The sequence below is a fragment of the Spirosoma daeguense genome (genome assembly GCF_054776875.1).
Genome location: NZ_BAAHBF010000004.1, coordinates 565431 through 581156, shown reverse-complemented (window position 1 = coordinate 581156; position 15726 = coordinate 565431). Strand labels below are relative to the sequence as shown.

The window sequence follows — 15726 nt, the reverse complement described above, 5'->3', positions numbered from 1 at the left end:
AAAGGGCTGGCTCAACGTAGTGAACCAGCCCTTTTTTATTGCAATTTATAAGCTTACAACTGAGGTTGCTGAGCAACGATTTTCTCATCTACATGGCCGGGCTTGCGGTTGCGCATCCAGAACCACAGAACAACAAAAGCTACAATCAGGAAGATAGGGAACATGGTCATTTTAGCCAGCGTTGCCTGACCGGCGGCCAGTTCAAGTGCATCACCGGTTATGCCGGTAGCTGCTTTTTCAACCCGTGCCTGATCAATCCAGCCGCCAATGATTGGTTGCCAGATCGAGGTCGAGAACATACCCACACCACCGATAATTGACATGCCCAATGCGCCACTAGCTGGAATATTCTCGGCAACAAAACCAATCATGGTTGGCCAGAAATAACACACGCCAATCGCGAAGAAAATAGCTGCTACGTAGGCCATAGAACCCGTTTGTGTGCTGAATAAGTAAATACCGATTGTTGCGAATACGGCACCACCCAGCAGAACGCCCGTTTGGTTAAGGCGATGGATGATTGGTCCACCAAAATAACGGCCGATAGCCATCAAGCCCGTTGTCAGAGCGAGAATATACATAGGTGTAGCACCACTTTTACCCATGATAAGACCTACCCATTGCTGAGGGCCGAATTCAGAAATAGCTGTGAAAGCCATGCAAACGAAGATAAACAGGAAAAGTGGGGTAAGCATTGCCTGAAAATTGCTGCTTAACGACGTAGCATTTACTGCTTTTGATGTTGGGAATGCCTGACCGAAGAACAGGAATACGTAAATCAGCGTTGGAATCATGATGACCCAAACCTGCGTCTGCCACGATGCACCAGCGTCGGTCATGAATTTAGAAATCAGGCTACCCACAACAATGCCGCCGGGGAACCACATGTGAAAACGGTTCAGCATTTTATTCATCTGCGTACCCGTATACATGTCGGCAATCAAAGGGTTACAAGCTGCTTCCGTACAGCCATTACCGATACCGATCAATAGCGTAGAAATCAGAAGGGTAGAATAACTTCCCGCAAAAATTGTCAACAAAATACCTAATGTATGGCAAACAAAAGCCACATTCATGATGATCTTGGGACCTACTGAGTAGTAAACCAGACCACCAACAATCATGGCAATCGGGAAACCAAAGAACCACATAGAATTGATAAAGCCGAGTTGCTCGGCGCTTAGGCCGAGTTCGGTGCCCAGTTGCGGCAGAATACCCGCCCGGATACTAAACGAGAAGGCCGTTGTAATAAGGGCAAAGCAGCTAGCCAGGAATAGCCGCGATGGGTTAACAGCTTGATTCATTTCTGTAGAAGGGATTTAGTAAGTTAGAGGTTTAATTGTAAACAAAGACAGAACGAACAATAAACTCCCCGTTATACTGTCGTTTTTGTGCAAAATTTCCGAAAAATAAGAGAAAACAGCTAATTTCCGCCCTCAAAAATAAAGAGAGTGTAGCCGGGAACACGTTCTACATTTCAGGTTCTATGCTTCAGGCTTGATAGATAAGGATTTATCTTCAAAACAAAGCATGAATAACAGTAAACCCAGCCCGGTTGTCCTCTTTCCAGTCTGTTTCTAATCAACTTCATTACCGATGCACAGAAAATTGCGAATGGGTATGGTGGGCGGAGGACTCGATGCCTTCATTGGGGCTGTTCACCGCCGGGCCGCTGGTTTCGACAACGAAATCGAGCTAGTATGTGGTGTCTTCAGCGCATCGCCCGACAAATCGAAAGCAACCGGCCATGCGCTCTATCTGCCCGAAAACCGGGTTTATTCTTCTTACGAGGAGATGATTGAGCAGGAAAAGAAATTGCCGGAAGGTGAACGTATGGATTTTGTTTCCATAGTAACGCCAAACCACATGCACTTTCCGCCCGCCAAAATGGCGCTTGAAAACGGGTTTCATGTGATCTGTGATAAGCCAATGACGCTGAATCTGGCCGAAGCCAAAGAACTGGCGCAGATTGTCGAAAAGTCTGGGCTGGTGTTTGGGCTGACGCATAACTATACGGGCTATCCGATGGTGAAAGAAGCCCGCGACATGGTACGTAACGGCAAACTGGGACCAATTCGGAAAGTGGTTGTGGAGTACCCGCAAGGCTGGCTGTCGAAGAAAGAAGAAGATACTGATTATAAACAGGCGATCTGGCGTACCGACCCTGCCAAGTCAGGTGCTGCTGGTTGCATGGGCGATATTGGAACACACGCCGAAAATCTGGCTGAATACGTAACGGGCCTAAAAATCAGCGAACTCTGCGCCGACCTTACCGCGTTTGTACCGGGCCGTATGCTCGACGATGACGGTAACGTATTGCTTCATTTCGAAGGCGGAGCGAAGGGTGTTCTGCATGCCAGTCAGATTGCCAATGGCGAAGAAAACTCCTTGAAAATCTTCGTTTATGGCGAACTGGGCGGTTTGGAATGGCATCAGATGGAGCCGAATACGCTCAAATATAAAACGCAGGAAGGCCAACGTATCATTCGCCCCAACGTAGGCGATCTATCGGCGTCGGCCAAAGCGCACTGGCGGATGCCAGCCGGTCACCCCGAAGGTTTCTTCGAAGCGTTTGCCAACCTCTACCGTAACTTCGCCTATGCCGTGAAAGCACATATGGATGGTAAACCCGCCGATCCGATTTATGACTTCCCTAGCGTTGCTGACGGCGTGCGCGGCCTCGCTTTCATCGACACCGTTATCGCTTCGAATCAGTCTTCAGAAAAGTGGACGAAGTTTGTTGAATAAATGCTAAACCACGGATTGAGCCACAGAGATGCACCAAGATGCGCGGAGATACACAAAGTTTTTCTCAGTGTATCTCCGCGCATCTTGGTGCATCTCTGTGGCCTAAACTTTTACCCCTAAATCAATGCAAAAAATCAATGTAGGTGTCGTTGGCACCGGATTCATCGGGCCTGCGCACATCGAAGCCCTGCGTCGCTTACCGAATACAAATGTTCTGGCACTCTGCGAAGTAACGACTGAACTAGCGCGCCAAAAAGCCGATCAACTCGGTATCGAACGCGCCTGTACGTTCGATGAGCTGCTGAAGATGGATGATATTAAGGTTGTCCATATCTGTACGCCTAACTTCCTGCACTATGCGCAGTCGAAAGCGGCTTTAGAAGCGGGTAAGCACGTTGTATGTGAAAAACCACTGGCTAAAGATTTGCACGAAGCAGAAGAGCTGGTAGAGTTGGCGAAGAAGACAGGTCTGGTTAACGCCGTACACTTTAACCTACGGTATTATCCACTGGTTCGTCAGATGAAAGTGATGCGCGAGCAAAACGATCTGGGCGAAATTTATTCGATTATCGGCTCGTACCTGCAAGACTGGCTGTTCTACGATACCGATTACAACTGGCGGCTCGAACCCGACAAATCGGGCGATTCACGGGCGATAGCCGATATTGGTTCGCACCTGATGGATAGCCTTGAATACATCACTGGACTGAAAACCGTTGCTGTTATGGCCGACTTCAACACGGTTCATAAATTCCGTAAGAAGCCACTCAAGCCTGTTGAAACGTATTCAGGCAAGATGCTTCAGCCAGAAGATTACGCCGATGTGGCCATCAATACCGAAGACCATGCCAACGTACTGCTGAAGTTCGATAATGGTAATCGGGGTGTAATTACGGTATCGCAGGTATCGGCCGGACGTAAAAACCAGATGAAACTGGAAATTGCTGGTTCGAAAAAAACCTATGCCTGGAACTCAGAAGCACCGAACGAAATGTGGATCGGTAACCGCGATGGAGCCAACCAATCGTTCATGCGTGATCCTTCGCTGGCGCACCCCGAAGCGCGTTCGGTTATTTCGTTCCCCGGTGGTCACAATGAAGGGTTCCCCGATACGTCGAAGCAACTGTTCAAAGAAGTTTACGACGCTATTGCTGCCGGAAAACAACCCGAAAATCCAACGTTCCCAACTTTTGCTGACGGTTATCGTGAATTGCTCATCTGCGAAAAGATTCTAGAATCGAACCGCAAACAGGCGTGGGTAGAGATTTAATATTCAATGAGCGAACGTAGTGTTTTACCACTTAATCGCTAATTCACTCAATATTACATGAAAACAATGAAAGGTCCGGGCATATTTCTTGCCCAGTTTTTGGGCGATGAAGCCCCGTTTAATTCGCTTGATTCTATAGCCAAATACATGGCCGATTTAGGTTATAAAGGTATCCAGATTCCAACATGGGACCCTCGTATGATCGACTTGAAGCAGGCTGCCGAAAGTCAGACGTATTGCGATGAGTTCAAAGGGAAGCTGACAGATATTGGTGTAGAAATTACCGAACTGTCTACTCACTTACAAGGGCAGTTGGTTGCCGTTCACCCAGCTTACGGCGCTATGTTCGATGGCTTCGGTCCGGCTGAACTGGCAGGTAAACCAAAAGAGCAACAGGCCTGGGCGGTCGATCAGCTTAAACTAGCCGCCAAAGCCTCTAAAAATTTGGGTCTGACCGGCCACGTTACGTTCTCTGGAGCGTTGTTATGGCCTTTTGTTTATCCGTGGCCACAACGCCCGGCAGGACTGGTCGAAACCGGATTTACGGAGCTGGCAAATCGCTGGAAGCCGATTCTGGACGCGTTCGATGAGGCAGGTGTTAACGTAGGTTATGAGCTGCACCCCGGCGAAGACCTGCACGATGGTATTACGTTCGAGATGTTTCTGGAGAAAGTGGGAAATCACCCACGCGCCGGTATCAACTACGATCCAAGCCACTTTGTGTTACAACAGCTTGATTACCTCCAGTTCATCGATTTCTACCATGAGCGCATTTACGCATACCACGTAAAAGATGCCGAGTTCAACCCAACAGGTAAGCAAGGTGTTTACGGAGGTTTCCAAGGCTGGGTAGAACGCGCCGGACGCTTCCGTTCATTAGGCGACGGTCAGGTCGATTTCAGCGGTATTTTCAGCAAACTAGCTCAATACGACTACGATAGCTGGGCGGTTCTGGAGTGGGAATGTGCGCTGAAACATCCTGAACAGGGTGCTGCTGAAGGTGCACCGTTCATCGCCGACCACATCATCCGTGTAACCGAACGCGCTTTCGACGATTTCGCCGGAACAGGTGCCGATGAGAATTTTAATAAGAAAGTATTAGGCTTGTAATTGTTGATTTTCAGTGTTTTATAATGGGTGCCCTAATTTATTTAAGGTACCCATATTTCTTATTTATGCCTGTTCCCGATTATCAGAGTATTATGTTACCGTTGCTCAAATCTGTGGAGGACGGAAAAGAATATAAGGTGTCAGATCTTGTAGATACGTTAGGCAACCATTTTAAGTTAACAGATGAAGAACGCGCTGAATTACTTCCTAGTGGTCAGACATTTCTTTTTGGTAATCGCGTAGGATGGGCACGAACATATCTAAAAAAATCGGGCCTTCTTGATTCGCCCAAACGTGGCATTATTACTATTACTGAGCGAGGTAAAAAGGTATTATATCAAAAACCAAAGCAAATAAACGTAGCTTTTCTTCGGCAGTACCCAGAATTTCTGGAGTTTCAAAGCACTAAAAAACAGGAAACAGGAGAACCTGATTCAGAATCTATAGTAGTACTTCAGCAAACGCCAGAAGAAACATTAGAATCATCTTACTTTAGTATTAGAAAAGCACTTGCTATAGAGTTAATTGACAGAGTAATTAATTTGTCCCCAGCTTTCTTCGAAAAGCTTGTTGTTGAACTGCTTGTTCGAATGGGATACGGTGGTTCCATCAAAGACGCGGGAAAAGCAGTGGGTAAAAGTGGAGATGAAGGGATAGATGGTACAATTAAAGAAGATAAGCTTGGGTTGGACATTATCTACATTCAGGCTAAACGCTGGAAGCCCGGTAATGTAGTAGGTCGTCCCGAGATACATAAATTTATTGGTGCCTTAGCTGGTCAGGGAGCGAAAAAGGGTGTCTTTATCACTACGTCGTCATTTACGCGGGAAGCTCTTGATTATATGCCTCGTAATGAAACCAAGATTGTATTAATTGACGGAGAACAGTTAGCCCAGCTAATGATTGACTATAATTTAGGCGTTGCTTTACAACAAACGTTTGAAGTAAAGCGGTTAGATAACGATTACTTTAGTAATGAATGAAAATAGAAATAAACTAAGAAAGCAATCACGCAAACTGGTGATGCTTTGCTGAATACCAACCTATGATAAAACGCTGTGAGCTTTAAGCATAATCAATTATCTAGTAATCGTATACAAAAAAATAGAATGTTTTAGTGATGAAATTGCATTTTGTTGGCTAGTTTTGCCATTATTTTGGCAACAAATCAGATAGGTGTGGAAGCCAGTTGCTAACATATTGGTATGAAACCGCAACTACTGAAAATACCTATTGCATCCGAATGTTCCTTTAGCGTCCGTCAGGATGTTGTCCCTTATTTCTATAACCGCTGGCATTATCATCCCGAATTAGAGTTGCTGCACATAGAAGCGGGAAACGGTACGCAGTTTATTGGCGATAGTATTCGAAATTTTCAGGCAGGCGATACGTTGCTGATTGGTGCAAACCTACCGCACTACTGGCGATGCGATAAAGCGTATTTTGACCATCAGAGCGATTTCTTTGCTAAATCGACGGTTGTTCATTTTCGGTCCGATTTCTGGGGTGATACGTTTCTGCAATTGCCCGAAAATAGGCCATTGGTTAAGCTGCTGGAGTTGGCTAAACAGGGGTTACGGATTTACGGACAAACCAGTCAGCAGTTAAAAACGATATTGGCGAGAATGCTGGCGGAGTCGGGACCGGAGCGGATGGTTTCATTACTGCAAACCCTGATGCTGCTGGCTCAATCCGATGAAATCGACGTTTTGTCGACCATTGATTATCCCAGCCATTTCGATGAAGGCGATACAGACCGGATCAACCGAATCTATGCCTATTCCATCGCCAATTTTCAACGTAAAATTTCACTGGAAGAAATTGCGAACGTAGCAAGCCTTAGTGTAAACTCGTTCTGCCGTTATTTTAAACTTCGGAGCAGAAAATCGTACTCACAGTTTCTGCTCGAATTACGTGTGCATCATGCCTGTAAATTGCTTATCGATAGTACGTTGAGTATAAGTCAGATTTGTTTTGAATGTGGCTTCAATCAATCGTCTGGTTTTAATAAGTACTTTCGCCAGATTATGGGGAAAAGCCCGATGCAGTACCGGAAGGTTTTCGGGAAAGAGATTCTGTAAAATAGCGCATTGGCGCATCTTGTTACGCCTTTATGGAAGTATTCCCTGTTTCGTCTTCGATTCTGTCGACAACACATTTAGCTCAGTTTTTACGTGAGAAATACGGATTTAGTCAGAACGCTACGTGTCAGTTAGTAAAAGCGGGTATAAACCATTCCTATTTGATTACTGATGGCGAATCTAAAGCGGTTTTCCGGGTCTATAGCCTCAACTGGCGAACGCTCAACGAAATCAGTGAAGAAGTTGGTTTGCTGAAATGGGTCAATGAAAAGGGAATACCAGTTTCTTATCCGCTGAAGGATAGGAGGGGACACTATATTCAGACGATAAATGCCCCGGAAGGTGAACGGTTTGGCGTTATGTTTTCCTTTGCGGAAGGTGAAAAACTCTTGACATTTCCGGAAGAACTGCATTATAAAATAGGCCAGATTATGGCACGTTTCCACCAGGTTACAGCCAATCTGGACATCGACCGCGTTACGTATATGCCGGAGGTATTGCTGGTCGATCCGATAGAAAAGCTAAAGCCGTTTCTGCCTGCCGATACGTCCGAAATGCAGTTTATGCTGTCGACACAACGCTATTTGCTGGATCAGTTTGCTGCTATCGATTATTCGAAAACGCGGACTGGCGTGGTGCATCTGGATATCTGGTTCGATAATCTGAACATTGCTAACGATGGTACAGTCACGCTTTTCGATTTCGACTTCTGTGGCACTGGGCTTCTTTGTATGGATATCGCTTACTACATCTTACAGATTCATAGCACCGAAACCGACGTAGCAGAATTCTATAAAAAGAAGGAAAGTTTCTTGCATGGCTACGAGTCGATTACGCCAATCAGCGATGAGGAGAAACGATTGTTGCCCATGCTGGCTGAGAGCATTTATTTCTTTTACGTCGGCGTACAGTGCGAACGATTCGATAACTGGTCGAATGTATTTCTGAACGAAATGTATTTAAAGCGTTTCATCAATCTACGTATCAAACGCTGGTTCGATTTTAATAATCTATCGGCCTCTGAATCGGTTAGTAACTAGTAAGATACGTAGTGTTCTAAAAGGAAAAGCCTGAGTTGTATCAGGCTTTTTTTATCATCCACCACCTTTGGAATTCTTTTGGTCGTCGTTGTTGATTTTACGACTGTTGCTTGCTTTAAACATGCTCCCAAACTCCCAGTTGAGCGAGAGACGTATCGAACGCATTAAGTATTGATTACGTATCGTAGTTTCGAAGTCGCTGCCACGAGTGAAATGCGTCTGGCCGATGTAGCTGCCAAACGGGCTGACAGTGGTGAGCGTAACCGCCAATTTCGACGCTGGTATTTCTTTCTTGGCCGAGAAACTGTAATAAAACCAGTAGCCTTCGTAGCCCTGCAACGTAACGCTTCGGGCATCATAATCGGCGTAAGCCTGAACGCTAAAATTGTTGGGAAGTTTCCAGCTACTGTTTGCGTTGATGCCCCAGGCCATACCGCTGTTGCTGATCGCCAGTGCGCCACTCTGGTATTGGGCATGACGAAGGTTAGCGTTGCTGTTGACTTTCCAGCCCGGCATTACGTTGAACGATGTGGATAGATTAAGTCCATATTGGCTATTTGAGGCTAGGTTTTGCTTGGTCGTGGTGGCTACGCCCGACGCCGAAATCCGGATAATACTTTCGATGGAATTGGTTGTTTGTCGGCCAAAAAGCGAAGCATTCAGGAAGAAGTCGGAATCGGTTTGCAGCGCGTACGTAAACTCAACCTGATTTACTTCTTCAGGACGTAGCAACGGGTTTCCTGTTTCGATGTTTTTGGGGTCCTGCGCGTATACATTTGGATTCAGATCCCAGATCGAAGGTCGCGAAATTCGCTTGGTGTAGCTCAGTGTCAGGTTGTTGTTGGCATTCAGTTTTTTAAACAACGTAGCGCTCGGAACAAGATTCCAGAAATTATTGCTGAACGTAGCATTCTGGTTTCGCTGGTTTCCTTTCAGATACGTTCCTTCCATACGGGCACCTGCGTGCAACGACCAGCCACCCTGCCATTTGAATTTAAGCTGGCTATATCCCGCAAACACATTTTGCGTATAGGTGAACAGATCGCTACGTGCCGCAATCGTTGTGAGTTGGGAAGGACTGGCATCACTGCTGGCCTGCACCAGATAATCGCTGCTGTTGTGGCGCAGAATTACTTTGGCTCCGCTTTCCCAGGCATGCTTATTGTCTTTCGCAAACGGCAGAATGTAGTCACCCTGAAACGTCCACTCCTGTTTGGCATTGTTATTATCGTTCAATTCGCGGTAAAGCAGTGATTGATCCGAGCTTGTCTGGCGGGCATCGTAGTTGTACTTATCAACGGCGTTGTTGTGCTGCGCCATCAGGTAAAGTTCCTCACCCGGTTTCTTGAACTTATGCGTGTAGCCCAGATTGAGGTCGATGCCGCGCGTTGGCGAATTCGTCAGTACGTTCTGTCGAAAATCTTCCAGCAGCGAACCATTGGCCGAAAAACGTTGTGTATGCTGCTCGCTGTTATCGGGCCAGTTGCCGAGCCAGCCATTCACCGAAAAATTGAACGTATTGGATTCGTTCGGTAGGAATTCGAATTGCAAATCCCCCGAACCGTGCGGCTTACCATTGTTGCGTGATACGTTCTGCTGAATACGTCCGGTTGGTACGCCATTTTCAAACGTTGTGCGGCTCAGATCGTTTTTTTCCACGCTCCAGATTCGGTGAATGTGAAGGGTAGAGTTAAAATTCCATTTTTCGCGATTGACAGAAATCCGTGGGTTTACAGCCTGTTCCAGATTACTCGCCACCACTTCCACCGTACCGCTCACGTTCTGCTGGCCTTTTTTGGTAATAATATTTATCACTCCAGCGGCTCCTTCGGCATCGTAACGGGCTGATGGACTGGTAATAACTTCAACGGATTTGATTGAATTGGCGGGCATCATGTTCAGGGCGTCGGCCGCGTTACGTGCCATTTGCCCCGAGTATTTTCCATTGATGAGAATGCGCAGGTTTCGATTGCCACGCATCGTTACGTTCCCGGCGGCATCGACATTCAGAACGGGCGCTTTACGTAGTACGTCGGCGGCTGTTCCGCCCGTATTGCTAATGTCTTTTTCGGCATTGTAAATCAACATACCCGGCTGTTGCTCAACCAACTGACGTGTAGCCGTTACGGTAACAGCAGATAACTGTTTCGCTTCCGACTTGAGATAGATGGTTTTAAGGTCAACAACGGGCGATTCTGGCGAAACGGAAAACGAAATTGTTTTTGGCGCATAGCCAACAAACGACAGATTCAAACTGTACGAACCGGCTGAAATATCGGCTGATTTAAAGGCCCCACTTTCGTCGGAATAGGTGAGGGCTATTACTTTATTTTCTGAATTCAGGATACCAATGGTTGCAAATTCAATAGGCTTCTGATTCGCCGAATCAATAAGACTGCCTTTGATTAAATACGGTGAAGTTTTTTGGGCTTCGGAAGAAGTTTGGTTGATGAAAAAGAGGAAGGCAATGAGCGAAAGCAGGTACTTATAATTCATAACGGACAGCTATTTTACGTGGAGCCGATTTGGTTTTTTTTCGTCGGCCGAATCCACGGCGGCCCCACCAGATATAAAAACCAGTAATTGGGAGGCTGGCGCAAATCAAACTAGCGATGAAGTAGATAATTTTGGTAGTCATATCGCCAATGGCCCCAACGTGCAACGTATAATTCGAGCGACGAAGCCAGTCGGCAAAGTTGAGCTGATCTCGTTGAACATCAGACGATGGCAACTGCTTTAATGTGTATTGATCAAGGAAAATATCGCGCCAGTCGCCTTGATACATGTCGGTGCAAACGTAAATAGCATCGGCTGGTTTCTGCGGAATGGCAACAATAATGGCATCTTTATTATAAACCCCCAACTCGTCCATTCCTTTCTTAAACGCCCGGTCTACATTGACCAGCGTAGGTACTGAAGCTATCTGTGTCGTATCTGAAAATGCGCGTTGGTAAGGGGCTGGTTCTGCGCCACCCGACGCGAGCCAGTAAACGCCCTTATTGATCCAGGTAAACCCCATAATGAGCCCGGTAAGGGTAATGACCAGCACCGGAATCAGCGAATAAAAGCCTAGTACATTGTGCAGATCATAGTTGACCCGCTTAAATTTCGCTTTCCATTTGATGGTAAACGCTTTCTCTTTATTGCTTTTGTTCCACTTTTTTGGCCACCACAAAATAAGCCCGGTGATGAGCAAAACGAAAAAAATCAGGGTAGCCCAGGCTACAATCTGATGACCCACTTCGCCTTCAATCCATAAGCCAACGTGCCCATCCAGAATGAATCGGAAGAAATCTTCGTGATCGACCACACCCACCACGGCGCCCGTATACGGATTGGCAAAAATCGTTGAATCGGAGTCCAGCGTAACTTTTACGGTGCGGCCATGTCCCTGATACCAAAGGCTTAACGTCTTTTTATCGGGAAAAGCAGTTTTCATTTTCTGCTGAATTTCCGACGGCGTCAGGTAAACAGCATTGGCAGGTCGTTCGGCATTTTGCCAAGGTTGCGTTAAAGGTTTTAGTTCCTGTTCGAAGACGAGAATACAACCCGTTACCGACACAACGAAAACGACAATTCCTGATGCCAGACCGAGCCATAAATGGAGCCAGGCATTAATTTTTTTCAGAATCTGCATGATTATTTATACCCCACCCCAACCCCTCCCCCGTAGGGAGGGGCTTGTCTGCGGTCGTTTTTAAGTCCGGCAGCGGCCGACCGTCTCCCTACGGGGGAGGGGTGATCCGCAAAAGGTTATTTCGTTTTTTCGAGACGTAGTATGAAGTTGATACCGCCAACGAATTCGGTGCCTTGTGTCAGTTTGTCGGCGGCTACGTCGTACTCCCATATGTAATCTTTATCAGCAGCATTGACAGCGATATACGCTTTACCATTTTCAACGATAACAGCCTGCACCATGCGTTCGCCTTTGTCGGCGGGTAGAGCCAGTTTTTTAACGAACGTACCGGTTTTAACATCGATGACGGAGAACGAATGATCGGCGTCGATAGATTGACCAGCTACGCGTGTACGAACAATAGCTTTGCCGTTACCAACGTACCACATAGCGGCTCCCATTTCCATGTTCACTTTCGATGAGAAGTCGAAATAATACGTCGGATCTAACGTAGTGCTGCCGTTTTTGATCCGGTAAACCGCCGATGGCGATTTGTAATCGTAATTAGCAACGGGGTCGCTCATGAAATAAATGTCGCCGTTTTCGTCCTGAAACGAAGAAGGCGCATACACCATCGGGCCGCCCGGATTGGTCGTGCGAATGTCGTTGATGTTGCTTTCAACGGCCATCGTAGAATAGTTGATTACCGCTACGTTAAACTGTTGTGAAACGGGCATGATCGGATAGTTCGACCAGTCGCTCGAGCCAAAGCTGTACCCCAGAAACAGCTTGCCTGCGCGGTATTCGGCAAAACCCATTGAATACGTAGTGAAACCAGTTGGGAATGCCTGTAAAGCCAGTTTTCCAGTCGTGACGGTCATGTCGGCGACTTTAATAATTGCGTAACGACCTTCATCTTTGCCACCGTTATCGCCCGTGCCAAAAATCACCAGCGTCTGGTCGTCAACCCACGCATACGAACTCCAGTTGAGGTGCGTAAATGGCACTTCTTTATCGACCACAACAGCACCGTTGGCAACGTGGTATTTTCCTAACCGACCACTGCCAAAATTGGCGTGATAGTAAAAGCCGTTTTTCTGAATAATGTCCTGTGCATAGACTTTGCCGGTCATTTCGGCGCCATTTCCTTGCAGGCTGATTGTGCCGGAAGTCAGCGACGGAATATCGGCAATGTAATAGGCAATATTAGGCCATGCCCCTACGGCTACTACAGCCGAATACGTACCTGCTTCCTGCGTTGGTGGCGTTACGTTGTCACTGCTACAGGCGTTCAGTCCGAAAGCGATCAGGACGGTGAAAACTGTTTTAACGGAGAAATTAATAAAGCGTTTCATTGATTTGGCTTTGAGAGAACTAGATGGATTTACTTAAGGAAATAGCGGAGTTTTACCGAGAAGGCGCGTCCGGGTTTTTGTAGACGGAAATTGTCGAACGCCAATGCATCGGTCAGGTTGCGGCACTCACCCGAAATATTATAGCGACCGTTCTGGAAAGAGTAACTCAACGTAGCGTTGTGAATCAACTGGTCGGGAATGGTCGATTTGCCGTTTACATTTCCGAAAGCCGCCCAGGTCAAATAGAACCAGTGAACGTATTGGGTGTACCAGTTGAATTGCAGACGCGTACCGTTTCCGAATACGTTGTTTTTCCCCAGACTCAGGTTCGCGTTGCCAAAAAGCCAGGGCTGATTCGGAATCTTGTTTTTGTAAGTGGCTTCGTACGTAATGGAACTAGTGCTGCCAAACTTGGTCATATTGACCGCACTCTGATACGTAGCGTTGATGTTGAACGAAAGCAGGTCAGCGTAATCGTAGCGGAATTCGGTTTCAAAACCAGTAACCAGTACACTTGATTTATTTTCGTTTTTCAACGCTTTCGACCGTTGGTCGGGAACGGGATAGATGAAGTCCTGTGCATCGCGATAGAAGCCGGAGGCTTCGAGGAAGAATCGGTGTTTGTTGATACGTAGTCCGTAATAACCGCCCAGATTGGCATTGTAGCTGTTTTCTGGTTTGAGGTCGGGGTTGGGTTGTACGTTCAGACCATCGCCAAAAACTTCCTCAACTTCCTGCAACCGATACGCCCGTTCCAGCGACAACTTAACGCCTAAGTCAGGCAGAATTTTAAAGCGCGATGCTACGCCATAACCAAACAGATTAAACTGGTTTGTCAGCGTCTGATAGCTCTGATCGATCCATTTGTTACGAGCTAAACCTAGCCCGTAATATTTGACAAAGAACGTATTGGTCAGTCGTTTGTCGAGGAATTCCTGCTGATAGGCAAAGCCGAGAATCTGCTTGTTCATCGTGCCCGGCATATCGTCGCCAGACGTCAGCAGCGAATTGTAGTTCTCGTTTATAAGATTATCCAGGGTGTAATTGAGGTTGAATGAATGCTGGTCATTCAATACATAGCTCAGGTTGGCCCGGACAAAATTTCTGGGGCGAATGATGTACGACAACGACCTGATACCACCCATTTCGCTGGCGGCTTTGACTGTCCAGAAACCATCCCAGTAATATTGCCGGAACAACGTATCGGCGGTGATGTAGGTGTCTTTTGAGCGCGACGCAAACAGATTAAAATCAAGTCCTTTTACGAATAGATCGCTCTTTTTGTAGCGTAGCGTGGCTGTGGTGGTATTGCTTTTACGCGTTACGTTGCCGTAAACAATGGTTTGTTCGAAACCGGTTTGCAATTGCTGCTGACCAGCTGAATATCCAAGCCCTAGATACAGGACGTCGGCCCAGCGTTTATTTGAAATTCCAACTTCTACCTGCCCCATGCCGGAGCTAAAGCGGTCGTGAAACCGGCGTGCATCGGCTGTAACGAACGAAGCACCAGACAAGTCTTTGATTTCATTACCAACCCGTTGACCACCTTCGAGGATTTCGACCCCCTTCATTTTGTAGTTGTTGTCGGAGTAGTTGTAGAAACCGCTGGCTTTAATGGTAATGCCTGTTGGCTTATGAACGTACTGCCCCGTCAGTGCTGAGCGATGCGTATTGAATGAGCCGTAACTATGGCTGATATCCAGATAATTACGTTGATTCTGATTCGTGATTACGTTTACGGCGCCACCCATAGCATCGGAACCAAGCTGCACCGGAACAACGCCTTTATAAACCTCGATACGTTCGGCCAGATTGACCGGAATCGTGTTGAGCGAAACCGAACTACCCAGAATTTCGAGCGGTACACCGTCGATAAAATACTTTACCGCTCGCCCTGAAAGTCCATTGATCGAAAAGTTGAAATTGGAACCCAGACCGCCCTGTTCGCGGATACGAACGCCGGTACTACGGTTCAAAATCTGGTTCAGATCGGCGGTGGTATTGGCAAATTGTTTGGTTTCAATCGCGTTGACCGCGAAAGCTTGTTCTTTTACCTGCTGGGTTTCGGTTTTGCCAAAAACACTGACTTCGCTGAGGTTTTGCTGGTTTTCCGTTAACCGAAAATTGCTGGTCAGCTTTTGGTGTGATTTTACGGTAACTTCCTTAGAAGTAGGATGGTAGCCTACCGCTGAAATGCTGATCGTGTAATTTCCGGGCTTGAGTGATTCGAACGAATAGAACCCGTTAGCATTGCACGTAGTGCCGAACGACGTATTTTTAATGGCAATTGTAGCGCCGGGAATCGCTACGTCTGATTCGGTTTTTACATAACCCGAAAGCTCTGCTACGTTCTGCCCGAAAGCGGAAATCGAGAGGAACCAGAAAATGATTACTAAATGGGAACGTACTGGTTTGGCAGATTGCATCAGTTGATATGAAAATGATATATCAACTAGGTAGTAGCATCACGGCCAGCTTCCCGAAGGTGACGAAGAGAAAAAAAGAG

Annotated in this window: 11 protein-coding genes; 6 read left to right on the top strand and 5 right to left on the bottom strand. The window is 46.8% G+C overall.

From position 1 onward, the window contains the following. Nucleotides 1-53: 53 nt before the first annotated feature. On the bottom strand, nucleotides 54-1304 hold the full coding sequence (locus tag ACYVD4_RS15260; RefSeq protein ID WP_460947096.1) for an MFS transporter: 1251 nt from the start codon (nucleotides 1302-1304) through the stop codon (nucleotides 54-56). 310 nt (nucleotides 1305-1614) lie between these two features. Between ACYVD4_RS15260 and ACYVD4_RS15255 the strand changes: the two genes are divergently transcribed. From ACYVD4_RS15255 to ACYVD4_RS15230, 6 genes are all read left to right on the top strand, one after another. Then, nucleotides 1615-2748: a Gfo/Idh/MocA family protein gene (locus ACYVD4_RS15255; protein WP_460947564.1), complete on the top strand. Its 1134-nt coding sequence runs from the start codon at nucleotides 1615-1617 to the stop codon at nucleotides 2746-2748. Nucleotides 2749-2872: 124 nt separating this feature from the next. Next, nucleotides 2873-4018, top strand: a complete 1146-nt coding sequence (locus tag ACYVD4_RS15250) for a Gfo/Idh/MocA family protein (RefSeq protein ID WP_460947094.1) — start codon at nucleotides 2873-2875, stop codon at nucleotides 4016-4018. A gap of 57 nt (nucleotides 4019-4075) precedes the next feature. Continuing rightward, the gene (locus ACYVD4_RS15245; RefSeq protein ID WP_460947092.1) at nucleotides 4076-5128 is read left to right on the top strand and encodes a sugar phosphate isomerase/epimerase family protein; all 1053 of its coding nucleotides are present in this window, start codon (nucleotides 4076-4078) and stop codon (nucleotides 5126-5128) included. 65 nt (nucleotides 5129-5193) lie between these two features. Then, entirely contained in the window at nucleotides 5194-6111 is a 918-nt protein-coding gene (locus ACYVD4_RS15240) for a restriction endonuclease (RefSeq protein ID WP_460947089.1), read from the top strand. Nucleotides 6112-6333: 222 nt separating this feature from the next. After that, entirely contained in the window at nucleotides 6334-7209 is an 876-nt protein-coding gene (locus ACYVD4_RS15235; RefSeq protein ID WP_460947087.1) for an AraC family transcriptional regulator, read from the top strand. 32 nt (nucleotides 7210-7241) lie between these two features. Next, nucleotides 7242-8249 (top strand): phosphotransferase, encoded by a 1008-nt coding sequence (locus tag ACYVD4_RS15230; protein ID WP_460947085.1) that lies wholly within the window; start codon nucleotides 7242-7244, stop codon nucleotides 8247-8249. Between the two features lie 54 nt (nucleotides 8250-8303). On the opposite strand, the gene ACYVD4_RS15225 is transcribed toward ACYVD4_RS15230, so the two are convergent. The 4 genes from ACYVD4_RS15225 to ACYVD4_RS15210 all read right to left on the bottom strand — a co-directional run bounded on the left by ACYVD4_RS15225 (nucleotide 8304) and on the right by ACYVD4_RS15210 (nucleotide 15646). Next, nucleotides 8304-10745 (bottom strand): TonB-dependent receptor, encoded by a 2442-nt coding sequence (locus ACYVD4_RS15225; protein ID WP_460947083.1) that lies wholly within the window; start codon nucleotides 10743-10745, stop codon nucleotides 8304-8306. Further along, nucleotides 10735-11886 (bottom strand): PepSY-associated TM helix domain-containing protein, encoded by a 1152-nt coding sequence (locus ACYVD4_RS15220; RefSeq protein ID WP_460947081.1) that lies wholly within the window; start codon nucleotides 11884-11886, stop codon nucleotides 10735-10737. The genes ACYVD4_RS15225 and ACYVD4_RS15220 overlap by 11 nt, the downstream gene beginning before the upstream one ends. A gap of 116 nt (nucleotides 11887-12002) precedes the next feature. Continuing rightward, nucleotides 12003-13220 (bottom strand): DUF4374 domain-containing protein, encoded by a 1218-nt coding sequence (locus ACYVD4_RS15215; RefSeq protein WP_460947079.1) that lies wholly within the window; start codon nucleotides 13218-13220, stop codon nucleotides 12003-12005. Nucleotides 13221-13249: 29 nt separating this feature from the next. Continuing rightward, complete coding sequence (locus ACYVD4_RS15210; protein ID WP_460947077.1) at nucleotides 13250-15646, bottom strand: TonB-dependent receptor; 2397 nt, start codon at nucleotides 15644-15646, stop codon at nucleotides 13250-13252. Between the last annotated feature and the right edge of the window lie 80 nt (nucleotides 15647-15726).